This is a genomic window from Devosia sp. Root685, from assembly GCF_001427875.1.
Taxonomy (GTDB): Bacteria; Pseudomonadota; Alphaproteobacteria; order Rhizobiales; family Devosiaceae; genus Devosia.
Genome location: NZ_LMHK01000001.1, coordinates 1,090,813 through 1,106,792 on the forward strand (window position 1 = coordinate 1,090,813; position 15,980 = coordinate 1,106,792).

Annotated in this window: 14 protein-coding genes; all 14 read right to left on the reverse strand. The window is 59.8% G+C overall.

The genetic code is table 11. The features are described 5' to 3' along the window. Positions 1-95 precede the first annotated feature (95 nt). A complete protein-coding gene (locus tag ASD83_RS05255) occupies positions 96-1,139 on the reverse strand; it encodes a LacI family DNA-binding transcriptional regulator (RefSeq protein WP_244489107.1) in 1,044 nt (347 codons plus the stop codon). Between the two features lie 11 nt (positions 1,140-1,150). Next, a complete protein-coding gene (locus ASD83_RS05260; protein ID WP_056308591.1) occupies positions 1,151-1,915 on the reverse strand; it encodes an SDR family NAD(P)-dependent oxidoreductase in 765 nt (254 codons plus the stop codon). Next, positions 1,916-3,244, reverse strand: a complete 1,329-nt coding sequence (hisD, locus tag ASD83_RS05265) for a histidinol dehydrogenase (RefSeq protein WP_056308593.1) — start codon at positions 3,242-3,244, stop codon at positions 1,916-1,918. A 94-nt stretch (positions 3,245-3,338) separates the two neighbouring features. Next, positions 3,339-4,847, reverse strand: a complete 1,509-nt coding sequence (locus tag ASD83_RS05270; RefSeq protein WP_244489108.1) for an amidase — start codon at positions 4,845-4,847, stop codon at positions 3,339-3,341. Beyond that, positions 4,848-5,897, reverse strand: a complete 1,050-nt coding sequence (locus ASD83_RS05275) for an ABC transporter ATP-binding protein (protein ID WP_056308595.1) — start codon at positions 5,895-5,897, stop codon at positions 4,848-4,850. A gap of 4 nt (positions 5,898-5,901) precedes the next feature. Then, entirely contained in the window at positions 5,902-6,792 is an 891-nt protein-coding gene (locus ASD83_RS05280) for a carbohydrate ABC transporter permease (protein WP_056308597.1), read from the reverse strand. A 1-nt stretch (position 6,793) separates the two neighbouring features. Continuing rightward, the gene (locus tag ASD83_RS05285) at positions 6,794-7,825 is read right to left on the reverse strand and encodes a carbohydrate ABC transporter permease (RefSeq protein ID WP_056308599.1); all 1,032 of its coding nucleotides are present in this window, start codon (positions 7,823-7,825) and stop codon (positions 6,794-6,796) included. A gap of 220 nt (positions 7,826-8,045) precedes the next feature. Beyond that, positions 8,046-9,281: an ABC transporter substrate-binding protein gene (locus ASD83_RS05290; protein WP_056308601.1), complete on the reverse strand. Its 1,236-nt coding sequence runs from the start codon at positions 9,279-9,281 to the stop codon at positions 8,046-8,048. Between the two features lie 337 nt (positions 9,282-9,618). Beyond that, a complete protein-coding gene (locus ASD83_RS05295) occupies positions 9,619-10,599 on the reverse strand; it encodes an SDR family oxidoreductase (protein WP_056308602.1) in 981 nt (326 codons plus the stop codon). 35 nt (positions 10,600-10,634) lie between these two features. Then, positions 10,635-11,501, reverse strand: a complete 867-nt coding sequence (locus ASD83_RS05300) for a sugar phosphate isomerase/epimerase family protein (RefSeq protein WP_056308604.1) — start codon at positions 11,499-11,501, stop codon at positions 10,635-10,637. A 131-nt stretch (positions 11,502-11,632) separates the two neighbouring features. Next, a complete protein-coding gene (locus ASD83_RS05305; RefSeq protein WP_320409101.1) occupies positions 11,633-11,872 on the reverse strand; it encodes a substrate-binding domain-containing protein in 240 nt (79 codons plus the stop codon). 465 nt (positions 11,873-12,337) lie between these two features. After that, complete coding sequence (locus ASD83_RS05310) at positions 12,338-13,879, reverse strand: hypothetical protein (protein WP_056308608.1); 1,542 nt, start codon at positions 13,877-13,879, stop codon at positions 12,338-12,340. Beyond that, a complete protein-coding gene (locus ASD83_RS05315) occupies positions 13,876-14,928 on the reverse strand; it encodes an ABC transporter ATP-binding protein (protein WP_056308610.1) in 1,053 nt (350 codons plus the stop codon). The genes ASD83_RS05310 and ASD83_RS05315 overlap by 4 nt, the downstream gene beginning before the upstream one ends. Continuing rightward, positions 14,925-15,971 (reverse strand): ABC transporter ATP-binding protein, encoded by a 1,047-nt coding sequence (locus ASD83_RS05320; RefSeq protein ID WP_056308612.1) that lies wholly within the window; start codon positions 15,969-15,971, stop codon positions 14,925-14,927. Before ASD83_RS05320 ends, ASD83_RS05315 begins: the two co-directional genes overlap by 4 nt. Positions 15,972-15,980 lie beyond the last annotated feature (9 nt).

The following is a 15,980-nucleotide window of genomic DNA, read 5'->3' on the forward strand; positions in this document are numbered from 1 at the left end:
GTGACATCCTCTTTCCAGTGGCAGAATAACAGTTTTGCATTCGTATGCAATATGGGTCGCAATAGGGGCGGAAGCATGTCGCAGGAGACATGCTGTCAGCTCTTTGCGGGTTTGAAAATGCGCCGTCCATCGACGTCGATGACGCCGGTTTTGGGCAGGCGAGCCGAGGTTCTCACCACCAGTTCGCCGTTGAGAATCCGGTGCTCAGCCTCGATTTCACCGCTCGAAATCTGCTCCATCAGGATGCTGACGGTCGCCTCAACCATGCGCTTCAGCGGCTGGCTCATTGAGGTAATGCCATAAGAGGTCCAGCGCGCCGGGCCCACGTCATCATAGCCGACGATGGATAGATCCTCGGGCACAGCAAGCCCGAGCTCATGCCGCGCCACGTCCATCACCGCCACGGCCATGTGGTCATTCGCGACAAACAGCGCGTCCGGCCGATCCTCTCGCGAAAGCATCTTTCGCGCCGCCGCTTCGGCTTCAGCGCGATCATAGTTCGCAACTTCGACCATGATCTCGGTGTGCCCGGCCTCGGCGAGGCCTTCCTTGTATCCAGCAAAGCGGTCGCGGTTCGTGGAAGAACTTTCGAGCCCGGAAATATAGCCGAACTTCTTGTGGCCACCGGCCACGAGGAACTCCGCCACACGCCGTCCGCCCTCGCGATTGCGCGTTGTCACGCTCGAAACCGCATCGCGCTCAGTTGTTCGATTGAACAGCACAACAGGAATACCAGCCGCCGCGCATTCTTCGGAAAGCTCGGACGACAGCGAGGTCGAGGCCAAGACGATCCCATCGACGCGATATTGCATCAGTTGATCGAAAATCGGGTCGCTATCGCGATCCATGAAGCCGGTGAACAGCAGCAGCCGATAGTTTTCCTTGGCCAGCAGCCGGCCGAGTTCTTCGAGCACGTCGGGGTAAAACAGGTTTTCGAGATAAGCCATCACCACCGCGATGATGCGCGAGCGATTGGTGATCAGCGAGCGGGCAATGGCATTGGGCCGATAGCCCAGCTCCTTGGCAGCGGCCATCACCTTGGCGCGGGTCTTGGGCGAAATGGAAGCGCCGGGCGTAAAAGTGCGGGAAACAGCCGATTGCGACACGCCTGCGCGGCGCGCCACCTGTGACGACGTCACCCCGGACTTTTTTACTCCGCTGTCCATCCACCATCCACCAAGAGCGCAGTGCCGGTAATCAGCCCCGCCGCCTCCGAGGCCAAAAAGACGATTGGCCCCATAATGTCCTCCACCCGACCCAATCGTCCGAGCTTAATCTTGGACAGAACCCAGGAGCGAAAATCAGGGTCGCTCAAGGTCTTGGCCGTCAGCTCGGTTTCGATAAATGTCGGACACACCGTGTTCACACGAATATTGCTGGCGCCCAGCTCAATAGCCATGGCCTTTGTCAGGCCTTCAACAGCATGTTTGCTGGCGGCATAAACCGCGCGATTGGGCCCACCGACATGGCCCATCTGCGAGGAGACATTAATGATTGAGCCGCCCTGCCCCGTCGCCTGCAATCTCCCCACGACGGCCTGGGAAACAAAGATCGTCGCAGCGAGGTTGAGCTGCATTACGGCCTGATAATCCGGCTCGGTGATGCCGCCGATAGACGAGTGCCGCGCCGTGCCGGCCGAGTTGACGAGAATATGGTAGGGCTCGCTCTCTTCCACAAAAGCGCGAACGGCGTCGAAATCAGTGATGTCGATGGCCACGCCTTCTGCCGCAAGGCCGGCGTCGGCCAGGGCATTGACGACCTTTTCGACATCGCCCGCCGTGCGCGCTGCCACCGTCACCGCGGCGCCGGCTTCAGCCAGAGCCACGGACGCCCCGAGCCCGATGCCGCGCGTTCCCCCGGTAACGAGGGCACGCTTTCCATCGAGGCGAAATGTCGGCGTCCGCGGCAGGTTCATTTATTCAGCAGCCTTCGTGGTTGGTACAGCGGCGGTACCATAAGGCACGTTGCGACCGCCATAGCGACGCACGCGGATATTGGCCTGTTCGGCATGGCCGACAAAGCCCTCGAGCATCGACAGGCGCGAACCATAGGCACCAATCGTGGCCGAAGCCTCGTCTGATGTCACCGTCTGCCACGTGCAGGTCTTCATGAATTTGCCCACCCAGAGGCCCCCGGTATAGCGCGCTGCCTTCATCGTGGGGAGAGTGTGATTGGTGCCGATAACCTTGTCGCCATAAGCCACATTGGTGCGCGGCCCGAGAAACAGCGCGCCATAGTTGGACAGGTTATCGCGGAACCACATATCGCGGTCGGTCATGACCTGCACATGTTCGGAGGCAATGCGATCGGCCTCGGCCAGCATTTCCTCGTAAGACTCGCAGACGATGACTTCACCGAAATCGGCCCAGGACTTTTTCGCGATGTCAGCCGTGGGCAGGATCGTCAGCAAACGCTCGATCTCAGCCATCGTGTCGCGCGCCAGCTTCTCCGAATTGGTGAGGAGAATCGCCGGGCTCGTCGGACCATGCTCGGCCTGGCCGAGAAGGTCGGTGGCGCAGAGTTCGCCGTCGACGGTTTCGTCGGCAATGACCAGTGTTTCGGTCGGACCCGCAAACAGATCAATGCCAACGCGACCATAAAGCTGGCGCTTGGCTTCAGCGACAAAAGCATTGCCGGGGCCAACAAGCATATCGACCGGCTTGATGCTCTCTGTGCCGATGGCCATCGCCCCAATCGCCTGGATACCGCCGAGCACGTAGATTTCGTCAGCGCCAGCCATGGCCTGCGCCGCAACGATTGCCGGCGCGGCTTTGCCATGGAACGGCGGCGCGCAGGTGATGACGCGGGGGCAACCGGCAACCTTGGCGGTAAGAACCGACATATGGGCCGAGGCCAGCAGCGGATATTTGCCGCCCGGCACGTAGCACCCTACGGCCGAAATTGGCACGTGCTTATGACCAAGGATCACACCTGGCATGGTCTCGACTTCGAGGTCGAGCATCGTCGCCTTCTGCTTCTGCGCGAAGTTACGAACCTGGGTCTGCGCGAATTCGATGTCGTGCAGATCCTGATCGGTCAGCTGCGCCTTGCAGTCGTCGATTTCCTTCTGACTCAGCCGGAAGTCCTTGCGGTCCCACCTGTCGAACTTGATGGAGAGATCGCGCACGGCCTCGTCGCCGCGCTTTTCGATATCGCCGAGAATGCCTTCGACCGTTGCGCGAACCTGGCGATCCGCCTCCGCCCGCTCCTCGACATCCTTACCGCGCTTCAGCCAAACTGGCATGGGACGCTCCTCTTATGGTTCGATTTAGCATAATGAATACGTATGCAATATTGCAAGTGTGTATCCGGTGTTACCGTGATTTTTGCCGCGTGAACTAAGGTTGCGGCGGGCGTTGCAGGCTGAAATCGGTGGCTTGTTCGAAGGCATGTCCAAACTGAACTACCCGCGCCTCGTCGTGATGCCGCCCCACGATTTGCATGCCAATGGGCAGGCCCTCATGGAAGCCAACTGGCAAAGCTAATACCGGATGGCCGGAAACGTTGAACCCGATGGTGCGCATCGGTGTCCATACCGCCTCTTTTTCGAATGGTGCAGCTTCAAGAGCCGTGGTCAGCGCGCCAACGGTGATGATGACATCCTGGGCGGCGAGCAGCCGGTTGACCGCCTGGGTGAAATCGCTGCCGATCTGCCGCGCTACTGCCAGTTCCGCATCGGTGATGGCAAAGCCGGCGGCTAGACTGAGGAAGGCGCGACGGCCATAGGCGTCGGGGTGATTGCGCAGCTCGTCGGTGTGGAAATCGAAGCTTTCCTTGTGAAGGATCGCTGCCGCAGCGATTTCAATGGTCGGATAATCCGGCAGTTCGATCTCGGTGACGATAGCGCCAAGCTGGGTCAGTTGCGAGACGGCGGCGTCCATTGCCGTAACCACTGCGGGCATCACTTGTTGATCACTGGCAAACCAGTTGCGGGCATAGCCGATCTTCAATCCAGCGACGGGCTGGCCGAGCAGGCGCGTCGCAGCGCCCTCCCCGCTTTTGCCTGCGATGATGTCTAAGGTTAGCGCCGCCTCAGCGACAGTGCGGCTCATGGGGCCGATATGATCCATGCTTGGCGACATGGTCAGTGCGCCGTCCTTGGAGATCGAACCAACGGTCGGCTTGAAACCAACGACGCCGCAATAGAATGCGGGACCACGCAGGGAGCCCCCGGTATCGGAGCCTATCGTGGTGCGGAGCAGCCCGCCGGCCACCGCCACGGCGCAGCCGGACGACGAGCCGCCAGTGATGTGCTCCAGGCTCCAGGGATTGCGCGCAGGCGGAAAAAGCCCGCTCTTATCGGGGCCAACCGTGCCCCATTCATAGGTCGCAAGCTTACCTAGGATGACAGCGCCCGCCTCGCGCAAGCGTCTTACGACTTCACTGTCCTCTGTCGCCAGGGCATCGCGGCGCCCCGGTGCATTTGCCGTGGTGGCAAGGCCGGTTACATCGATCATGTCCTTGATGCCGACAGGAATGCCATGTAGCGGACCGCGATCCCGCCCGGCCGCTAACTCGTCGTCGGCCGTCTTTGCATCCGCCCTCGCCTGCTCGGACGCCACCACGTAGAAAGCTAAATAGGCGGCGTCGCGCACCTCGATCCGGCGCAGCGTCGCCTCCACCAGCGCCACGGACGTCAGCCGTCCATCACGCAGGCGACGACCGAGTTCGACGATATCGAGATCAAGCACATGGTCATCCGACGCGGCGACGACGGGGCCGGCGAGACCGTCGCTCATCCACGCAGCCAGGCCAAACAGCCCCTTGGCCTCAGTCTCGGTCAGGCCAAGCCCTGCCGCTGCCGCCCGCTCGCGAAAATAGGCGGTCTGGTCGGACGTATCGGCCATTTATGAAATCCGGGCGCCAGTTGAATGATCGAAGAGATGGCAAGCCGAAGCGGGAATGGCCACCCGCGCCATGTCGCCAATTTCGGCGCGATAATCCTTGCTGACCTTGATGGACACCAGTTCGCCTGCCACGCGCATCGACAGCATGGTCGCTTCGCCCAGCAACTCCACCGTGTAGATCGGCGCCTCGATCTGCCCATTGGCCTCAGCAAGCGTCGCATCCTCGGCGCGGAAGCCAAGCGTCACCGGCCCCTTCACTGAAGGCGTCAGTCCCTCGATGCGAATGCCCGCAGCGGTGAAGACGCCGCCTTCGATACTGCCCTTGATCAGGTTCATTGCCGGCGAGCCAATAAAGCTCGCGACAAAAGTATTGGCCGGGCGATCATAGATCTCCATCGGCGTACCGACCTGCTGCACCAGCCCCTTGTTCATCACCACCACGCGGTCGGCTAGCGTCATGGCTTCGATCTGGTCGTGGGTCACGTAGATGGTGGTGCGCTTGAGCGTATGGTGCAGGTTCTTGATCTGGGCACGCGTCGAAACACGCAGCTTGGCGTCAAGGTTCGACAGCGGCTCGTCCATCAGAAACGCGTTGGGCTCGCGCACGATGGCGCGAGCCAAGGCAACACGCTGGCGCTGCCCACCAGAAAGCGCCGCGGGGCGGCGTTGCAGGAAATCGTCAAGCTCGACCATCTTGCTCGCCGCCATGACGCGTTCATGGTGCTGTTCCTGCGACACTTTCCGCACCTTCAGCGGAAAGCGGATGTTTTCGTAAACCGTCATGTTCGGGTAGAGGCCATAGCTCTGGAACACCATTGAGATGTCCCGATCCTTGGGCTCGAGCTTGTTGACCAGCCGGTCGCCGATCCAGATTTCACCCTCGGTGATCTCCTCGAGCCCGGCGATCATCCGCATGGTCGTAGTCTTGCCGCAGCCCGAGGGGCCGAGCAGCACCAGAAATTCCTGGTCGGCGATATCGAGGTTGAAATTATCGACGCCGACAAAATTGTTCCAGCGCTTCGAAACGTTCTTGAGACGGATCTGGGCCATGATTTTATCCTTTCACCGCGCCGGCCGTGAGGCCCGAAACGATCTGGCGTTGGAAGAAGAGCACGAGAATGAAGAGCGGCACGGTGGCCGACACAACTGCCGCCACGGCAAACATGACATTGCCCTGTTCTTGCACCGAACCGAGGAAGCTCGAGATTTTCGGCACCATGGTCTGGTTGTCGGCGCTGAGCAGCATCGAGGTCACGGCAAAATCGTTGTAGGCGAGGAGGAAGCTGAAGAGCCCCGTCGTCACCACGCCCGGCCACATCACCGGAATAATGACGCGGCGGAAAGCCTCGAAGCGTGAGCACCCGTCGACCATGGCACTTTCGTCGAGATCCTTAGGGATCGAGAGGAAGAACGAGTGCAGCATCCAGAGCGTAAAGGGCTGATTAATGGCGACCAGCACGATGATCGAAGTGGGCAGCACGCCCCAGATATTGAGCTGGAAGAACGGCAGCAGATAGCCCGAAACCAGGGTGATATGTGGCATGGCGCGAAACACCAGCGCCAGGATCAAGATCCAGAATGCGTAGCGCTGTCCCGACCGCGCCAGTGCGTAGCCGCCAAGCGTGCCGAGAGTGAGCGAGATCACGGTGACCGAGACGGTGACGATGGCCGTATTGAACACCGCACGCCAGAATTCCTTGGTCACCCAGGCACCATAGTAGCCCGAGCCAGTAAATGAAGAACCGTCATTCTGGCGCTGGGTATAGGTGCCGAGAATGGCGTTCCACCAGCTCTCGCGGGAGAAGAAATCGGGCTCGACCTTGAACGAACCCCAAACCGTCCAGAGGAACGGAAAGGCAGCCAGGATCACCCAGATCACGATGAAGCCCACGATCAGGATATTCAGGCCCAGCGGGCGCTTGTGAGAAAGCGTGGCTTCGGACATGTCAGACCACCTTGTGGTTGAATTCGCGCCAAGTGCGGACCAGCACCGGCATGAGCAGGATTACGACGCCGATAATTGTCAGCACTGAAGTCGCACCGGCCGAGCCGAAAAGCTGCGCGTCGCCCGCGAGATCATTGAAAATCATCCAGCTCAGCGAGGTCGCATTGGCCTCGGCCGAGAAACCAACGATCGGCTCGAACACGCGGAAATTGTCCATCAACTGCACCAGCGCCACGAAGGTCGCGAGCGGGGCAAGATGGGGAATGACGATGTAGCGAATGCGCTCCCAGCGCGACGCGCCGTCAATCATCGCCGATTCCAGCGTATCGGCCGGCACGGTTTGCAGGCCAGCATAGAAGACCACGAAACTGAACGGCGCATTGGTCCAGACGCCGTAAAACAGCAGCGAGAACCACGTCAGCTGGGGCGATTGACGCAGCGACAGTGTCGGGTCGCTAAAAATGTGCCGCAGGCTGGCGCCGATAATGCCATTGGGCTGGATCATCCAATAAAGGATCAGCGAGCCGATCAGCGGCGTGATGATCATGGGCAAGAGTGAGAAAAAGATCACTGGCCCCTTGGTCACCTTGGGCAGCGTGTTCACCGCCAGCGCAATGGCAAAACCCAGCGCCATGGCGAGCGGCGTCACCACGAAACAGAACACCAGCGTAAAGCTCAGCGCCTTGTAGAAAGGCAGATTGTAGATGCGGGTAACGACGTCGCCAAAGCCATTGTTATTGGCCAGGATGGCGCCAATTTCGTTCACCGCGAGATGCCCGCGATTGAGATAGGTCCCAAAACCGTTGAACTGGCCCATCGGCTGCTCGGCCTTGAGCGCAGCCATGGCAGCGGTATCGACGCGCGTTTCCTTGGTGCAGCCACCAAACGGCTGGCAGCTTTCCACCTCGACGAGAATGCGCCCATGCTCGACGTGAAAGCTCTGCACCACCACCGAAACAATCGGCAGCGCGATAAACAGCACCATCGCGATCAGCGAGGGGAGAATGAAGGCAAAGAATGTCTTGTGCGGCATCGAGGCCTCCGGAGACAGAGCTGAGGAGTATGCGCTGAGTTTTCCGCGTTTTAGACGCGATGTCTCAGTCGACACCCTCCCCCTTGTGGGGAGGGATCAAGGGTGGGGTGGGAGCCCCGATATTTTGGGCTCTCGTCACCCCCTCCCAACCTCCCCCATCAAGGGGGAGGTGCCGTTCGGTGGATGAGGGAACAACGGAGCCCGCATCAGGATGGCAACCTTACAGGTAGCCGCCTTCCTTGGCAGCAGTGTCATAGGCCGCCTTCACGTCGGACAGAGCCTGAGTGGCATCTTCGCTACCAGCCATGAATTCGGCCAATTCCGAGGACAGCGCGGTGTGCAGCAGGCCCATATAGGGCTGCATCGGGTAGGCACGGGCACCAGCATTTGCCGTGGCGATCACGCCGACCGCATTCGGGCCGGGCTCATAACCGGAAACCAGCCAAGTCGCGACGGTCGGGTTGGCGGCAACCATTTCTGGGCTGATACCATGCACCATGGCTTGGAACGAGGCAGCTGCGTCTTCGTCCGAGATATTCTTGGCAATGGTGAAGCCATCCCACCACAGCGCCACAGCCGGGATCGAACCGCCACCGATGGTCGGCGCACCAGCCATCACTGTATTCGCCACCACGCCTTCGGCAGCGCCTTCGCCCTTGAGCATATCGCCAGCGAGCGAACCCCATTGCACCATCATGGCAACCTTGCCGGCCTTGTATTCGGCCTGGATGCCATTGGCGTCAAAGGTCAGATAGTCCGGATCCATATAGGCGGTCAGCGCCTTCATGGTCTCGAGAACTTTCTGGCCATTTTCGTTGTCGATAGCCAGTTCAGCCGAACCCGGCGCAAAGAACTCGCCGCCGGTGCCGAGATAGGCATTGACGAATTCGGCAGCCAGATCCCAGCCGGGCTTATCGGAAGCGGCCAGCGGATATTCCATCAGACCCGCATCCTTGATCGCCTTGGCAGCGGCGAGAATGTCTTCATACGACTTTGGCTCGGCAATGCCGGCCTGATCCAAAATATCCTTGCGATAGAACAGGTGCTGGGCATTACCCATGAAGGCAACGGCCACGGTCTTGCCGTCGATCTTGATCAACTGGTTCGGCTGCAGCGAAGCGCCGTATTCGGCAACCAGATCATCGAGCGGACGGATCAGATCAGCGTTCAGCAGCGGCACGATGGAATTGTTGGCAACCACGGCAACGGTATATTCGGCCGGATTGATCGAGAGCGCAGGAACCTGAAGATTTTTGTGCTCGGCAGTCGCGTTGGCGGTCACGGTCACGCCGTCGGCAGCGCACTCTGCGGCCGTGGTGTTGACGAGGCGTAGCGCTTCGAAATCATTGCTCAGAATTCGCACCGAACCGGCTTCGATGCCGCATTCGGCATAAGCGGCACCCGCCCCCAGGGCCAAGGCAACCGCCGAGACGGCTAGCGTAAGAAAGGGCTTCATATCGTTCTCCTGGCTTTGGGCAGCTACGTACCCTTGCAATGTTGCGGCAGCTCTCTCCGGCCAAACCGCACTTCCCTATGGCGTTCCCTGCCGATGCATACGTATGCATTTCTATTTTGCATTCGTATGCAATTTCTAGATAACCACATTGCTTCCGGTTCCGCAAGCGTTCTCCATGGAGGTAATTTCGGCGTTTCTATCCAAACGTTGTAAGAGGCACAGAAGGGCCAAGGTGGATTGTCCACCTCAGCCTAACTGCTTTTGGGCCTTAGCCTTTATGGATACTCGCGATGCCTATTCGGTGATGCCACCGAGAAATTAATCGCCGAGCCGGCGACTAACCTAATGCCGCCTGAGCCGCGCAGATGCGGTCTACCAAAGCGTCGAAATCGCCTTTGGGAGGGCGGTTCGTGGCCAGTCGCTGCTTTAGGTGCGCAATGGGCTCGGCCAGAATCTCATCCAGGCTCTCTGCGCAGGAAAAGTCGCCGACCACGCTCTTTATCTTGGAGTTGTCGAAGATCGCTGTCCAGGCTTTGTCGCCGAGCAAGGGGCCGATCCATTCGGGATTGTAGCGGATCAAGGTGTCGGTCGGAACATGCACGATCTTGGCCTCGACGCCGAGAAGGCGGCCGATAGCCTTCTGGATATCGTCCCAGATGTGGGCGCGATCGTTGGTGATATGGAAAGTGTCGTTGAGAGCGGCCGCTTTGCCGAAAAGGCGGACGAAGGGCACCGCGAAATCGACTGAGCGTGTCAACGTCCAGGGCGTGTTGCCGTCTCCGGCAACAATGGTGGGTTCGCCCTCGAGCATACGGCGGGCCATGACATCGCTGTCGCCCATCATGATGGGGAGGCCGGTGCGCACGGTATGGCTGGGCCGCACCACGGTCCAAGGCAGGCTATCCGACTTTGCCAGCAACTGTTCGCAAGCGATCTTGGCCTGGCTATAGGGCCAGTAGGGATTGATGGCCGGCGTCTTCTCGGTGATCACATAGTGACGCGCCGGCTTTTCGTAGACCGAGGCGGACGAGATGAAGATGTATTGACCACAATGCCCGGTGAATACCTCGATGTCCCTGGCCACCTGGTCGGGCGTGAAGGCGATGAACTGGCAAACGACGTCGTATTTGGCTTTGGCAAGTTCGGCATATTCCGGCCCGGCCAGTTCGCCGACGATCGACGTCACGCCTTTGGGCAAGGCGTCGGGTCGCTTGCCTCGATTGTAGACGCTGACATTGTGTCCTTGAGCCACCGCTTCGGCTACGCAGGGGTAGGAAATCTGGCCAGTGCCGCCGATGAAGAGGATAGTCAAAGCCATGGAAAACCTCGAAATCTGAATGGAAGATGCATCCGCTAAACAGCGGCGCCTGCAATGTTTTTGATGTAAGCGAGACCGCGTTTATATTCGGGCACGCCAAAATGTTCGAGCATCAGCGGAACGTCGCGCCCCAGTTTACGGATCTCTGCTACATAAGCGCCATAGTCGAGATTGCCCTCGCCCGGCGGCACTTCATCGAAATGGAACGAGATCGTTCCCGGCCCACCCTGCATCACGATATCCTTGGCGTGGCACGACACAACCCATGGCCCGAGCAAATCAAACGCCTCGCGGATCATGCGTCCGGTATTGAAGTAGAGACGCGGGCTGATCACCATATTTGCTGCATCGATATGCGCGCCGAATTGCGGACGGTCGATTGCCTTGAGCAGCTTGAGATAGTTTTCCGCCGTGTCGGTCACAAGCCAGGGCACCATTTCCAATGAGAATTTGGTGCGCTTGGGCTTTACCGCATCGATGACATAGCGCGCCGTATCCACCGCCCGCTGAAACCCCGCTTCGCTCTGATTGTCGGGATGCGGACCATAGTCGTAATTGTCGCTCAATTGCCAAGGGTCGCCCGCATGACCCACGGTGCCGTGAAAGGCAACGCAGGCCCGCGCGCCCAGCTCGTCCGCCAGCGCCAATTGATGGACGGCGTAGTCTAGATTGGCCTGCTGCTGGCTCGCGTCATGGGCGATCAGGTTCTTCCACGCGCCCGCCTCCGCAATGATCACGTCTGCATCGGCCATCGCCTTGGTGATACCAGTGATTTCATCGCGATTGTCCACGCTGATATTGGGCATGTAGGCCGCATTGTAGCCGAAGGCGACATGCTCTCGGGCATAGGCTTCCGGATCGCCCCTATAGTCGATGCCGTAGCCGCCGAGTCTCATCGTCATGCGCGGTCCTCCCCCTGCTGCCCGGGATAAAGCAGCACCTTCCGGCGGCGTCCCGACTCTTCGCGCCCGCCAGTAATCTCTACGCTTAGAATTTTCGTCTCCTCCTCAGAAAACCAAAGTCGTTTGTGGGATTAGTCTCCCCCGCCCGTGGTGCTGTCGCAAACAATCAATCGGGGTCGACTTGGTGACACGCGGCTCAGGCAAGCCGTCGGCGCCGCGATCAGTTGCAGCAGGCGCTCCACCGCCAGCTCGGTCACCAAATCGACCTCGTATTTGACCGAGGAGATGGGCATGGCCGCGTGCTCGACAAATTCGATATTGTCAAAGCCCATGATGGCAACATCTTGGGGCACGCGCAGATTGTTTTCTATTCCTCGTCGAGATCGTCATTTTAGGTCGCAAAGAGCGTGGAATAGCCGCGCTCGGATAAAAGCATCTCGACGGGTTGGGCCACTTGCGTCAAAGCCGGGTCGCTGCCGCAGTCAGCGGCCTACCCGACATCGAGGACCATGCTATGGTGGCCGCCGCATTGCAATACATCCGGCTTGGGCTAGGAGCACCTTGATGGAGACCGAACTTTACTGGTCAAAACCTGTTCGGCTTCCTGCCCAATAGTCGCTTCCCTTTGCTGCTTCATCGCAACGCTGTGCCTGCGGCGAGGATGCGCTAATCGACCGCTTCCGCGGCAATTCTGGCTCAACAACTGGCGCTACCCGGGCGTCTATATCTATCCACATTTTCATTCGACGACGCACGAGTGCCTTGGCTGCGCCAGCGATTGGATGGACGTGGAACTGTTCGGCCCCGGCGGAAAGTGTGCTGCCGGCCTCGTCGTTTCAGCTCCTGGCCCCGGTGATCGCCGACACATCGATCACATGGATCTGCCGCTGCCCGGTATGTGCTGAATCTATGCTGACCTTTCTCCCATCGCGGCTCCAGCGGGGGTGAAGGTCACATCGAATCTCATTTTTAAGCTCGGGCGGCGAAAAGAACTTTCCGATATCGACACGCCGGCCGGTGGCCATTTCGTAGAGGATCAAAATCCGATTGCTCTCGGCGTCAGGATAGGTGTCGGTCAACATCCACTTGCGATCAGGCGAGAAGGAGCAGTGCCCGTCCGACGAGAAAACCTCCTGCCCGATCGGGGTAAACTTGTCCTCGTAGAGGTCATAGAGCGCATACTCGTCGGTGTCCGTGCCCGGCGTTCGGGCATAGGCAACGATGGTCCGTTCGTCGAAATAACCGAAGTGCGAGAAGTAGGTGTTGTCGTGAACCAGCCTTATGTCCTTCCCATCTGGCGAAGATCGATAAAAGCGATCGTTGAAACGCACTTTGGGATCGAATTGGCAGCGATTGAGAAAGACAAAATTGCTCCCGTCCGGGGAGATCGTCAGATGGTTGACCCAATGCGGTCCCAGATGCATGCGCGGAATGGTCTGCGTTTCGAAGAGGCGTTGTAGCGAGATGATGAGTTCGCTTTCGCCGGTCTTGAGATCGATGCGATAAACGCCGTCATGATCGGGATGCGGGTCGGGCAAGGTGTTTTCGGCGCCATCCGGATACCCATACCCGGGCCGCGTATGATGAAGCCGGGCATAGTTGAGACCTACCGCATAGTCTTCGGCGACCGCGTAGAAGCTGCGCGACAGGCGTCGCTTCTCGTCCGTCACGACGTTGTGGATCACCGCATAAAATCGATCGTCCTCCCGCACGTTGTAGATGATCGTATCTTCAGGAGACGACGGCAGCCACTGCAGCATTGTGCCCTGTTGCCAACTCCAGGCGCTGGTCTCGGCAAGGGGAATCCAACGATTGCCGTCCTCCGTATCAATCATCCCGATGACGGCGACGTCGTCCCGGGTCGGCTGGCGATCGACGAAGTCCGTCTCAAGGGCGAGGTGGTAGCGGCCCGACTGGTTCCAGGGATACTTGTCGTAATAGCCGAAGAAATGATGTTTGCCGGAGGTGATCGGCCTGACTTCGAGCGGGTGCTGCTCGATCTTGTTCGATTGCGTGGCCGCAGGGCCGGCTCCGCTTTGGGCGGCCGGAGCACCGCCGAGCGACAACGGAAGTCGATGTTCTATCTGGGTCATGGAATAGTACTCGGCCAATGGTGGGGTAATGACGACCTCAAAGTCGCCGAGGGGAAGATTGTGGGTGGCGGCGAGCGGGATACGCGTCACCTCGGGCGAGAGCTGGACGTCGCGTTGCGCATAGGTGCGGCCGCTTTCGTGCACGAGCCGGAGTGTGATGTCGCAGAGCTCAGCCATTGGCGGGTCGATCCCGATGACGATGCCTTCGCCCGGCTGCGGCTCCAACAAGGCGAGCCGCGGCAGGATGCGCTGGAATTTTTCCAGTCTTTGCTGATCAGTGCTCATGCCGGCACCTGCTCGGTTGGTGCGCCAACCCCGGCGAGTGCGAGTGTCTCGGCATAGTGGCAACGGGCCTGATGGTTGGGGCCGACCTCGCGCAGAACCGGAACTTCGCTGATACAGCGCCGACCATCATTGAAATTGCATCTTGTGTGGAATGGGCAGCCGCTTGGCCGGGCGAAAGGATCGGGCACGGTTCCGCGGATGGGCTCGAGCCGTTGGCCAGTCGTGCGCTGTCCCAGGCGTGGAATGGAATGTAGCAAAGCGTGGGTGTAGGGATGCTTGGGGGCGAAAAAGATGTCGTCGACCGAGGCCGCTTCGACTACCTGCCCCATATACATGACCACGACATATTCGGTCATCTGCGCCACTACGCCCAGATCGTGCGTCACAAACAGGATCGCCATGCCGAACTCGGCCTGCAACTTGCGCATCAAGGCAAGGATTTGCGCCTGGGTGGTCACGTCGAGAGCCGTCGTCGGCTCATCGGCGATCAACAGCCGCGGTTCGCAGGACAGTGCCATGGCGATCATCGCTCTCTGGCGCATGCCGCCGGAGATTTCATACGGATATTGATCGATGATCTGCTCAGGCCGCGGCATGGCGACCTTGGCGAGAATGTCGATGGCCATTTTGCGCGCTTGAGCCGCCGGCACCTTTTTGTGGAGTTGAATGGCCTCCATGATCTGATCGCCGATGGTGTGCACCGGGGAGAGTGAACTCATCGGCTCCTGAAAGATCATCGCGATCTCGCCGCCCCGAATGTCGCGGATGGGTCGTCCGTTCGCATCCATGCCGGTCAGATCGACCATCTCGCCGGTCTTGCGGCGGAAGCGGATTTTGCCCGAGGCGATCTGCCCGGGTTTCGGCACGATCCTCAGGATGGACCTGAGCATCACCGATTTGCCGCAGCCGCTTTCCCCAACGATGCCGACCGCCTGGCCCTCGCGCACGGTGAGGCTGGCGCCTTCGACGGCTTTCACGATCCCCTGGGGGGTATGGTAGTGGGTCTTGAGTTCATCGATCTCAAGGAGCAGATGGCGATCGTCGGTCATGCGCCTGCCTCCGCAAGTTCGGCGACCCCATCGAGCCGCAATTCCTCGGCCCGATGGCAGCGGACGAAGCGTCCGGGTGAGAACTCGCGCAGCTCGGGCTCCTCGGTCCGGCAGCGCTCCACGCAATAGCCGCAACGGGGATGGAAGTGACATCCTGGCGGAAGGTTTGCCGCGTTTGCGAGATCCCCCTCCAACAGGCGGGGCTGACTGGCGGCGCGTGGATTTGCCGGCGGCACCGCCGACATCAATGCTTCCGTATAAGGGTGCAGCGGGCGGGCGAAGAGATCGCTGGTTTCGGCAAGCTCCACCACCTGACCCACATACATCACCGCAACCCGATCGCAGAGATATTCGACAACGCCAAGATCGTGGGCGATGAACAGGTAGGTCAGGTTCTTTTCCGCCTGCAGATCCTGCAGGAGATTGAGGATTTGCGCCTGCACGGAGACGTCGAGTGCCGACACCGGTTCATCGCAGACGATCACGCGAGGATTAAGCGCCAGGGCTCTGGCGATGCCGATGCGCTGACGCTGCCCACCGGAAAAGGCATGGGGATAGCGGACCATATATTCGGCCCGCAGGCCCACGCGTTCCAGCAACTCGCCAACGCGGCGAGCGACTTCCTTGCCGCGGGCCAGGCCATTCACCACCATCGGCTCGCCGATAATGTCGAGCAGCGTCATGCGCGGATTGAGCGACGAGATCGGGTCCTGGAAAATCATCTGTACATCTTGCCGATATGGCTTGAGTTGCCGCGGCGAGAGCGTCGCAAGGTCGATGTCGCGACCATCCTCGGGCGAATAGATGATTTCGCCGTCGGTTGGGTCGAGGGCACGAGCGATGCAGCGGCCGAGTGTGGTTTTGCCGCAGCCGCTTTCGCCCACAAGCCCGAAGGTTTCGCCTTCGTAGATCGTGAAAGTGACACCATCCACGGCGCGGATGGCTTTGCTGACGGCACCAGTCCAGTGCTTCTTGCCGCCATAGTGCTTTTTCAGATCACGTATGGCGAGGATGGGATCGGCGGTGGCAATGGGGGGTTGCATCGCGGCCTC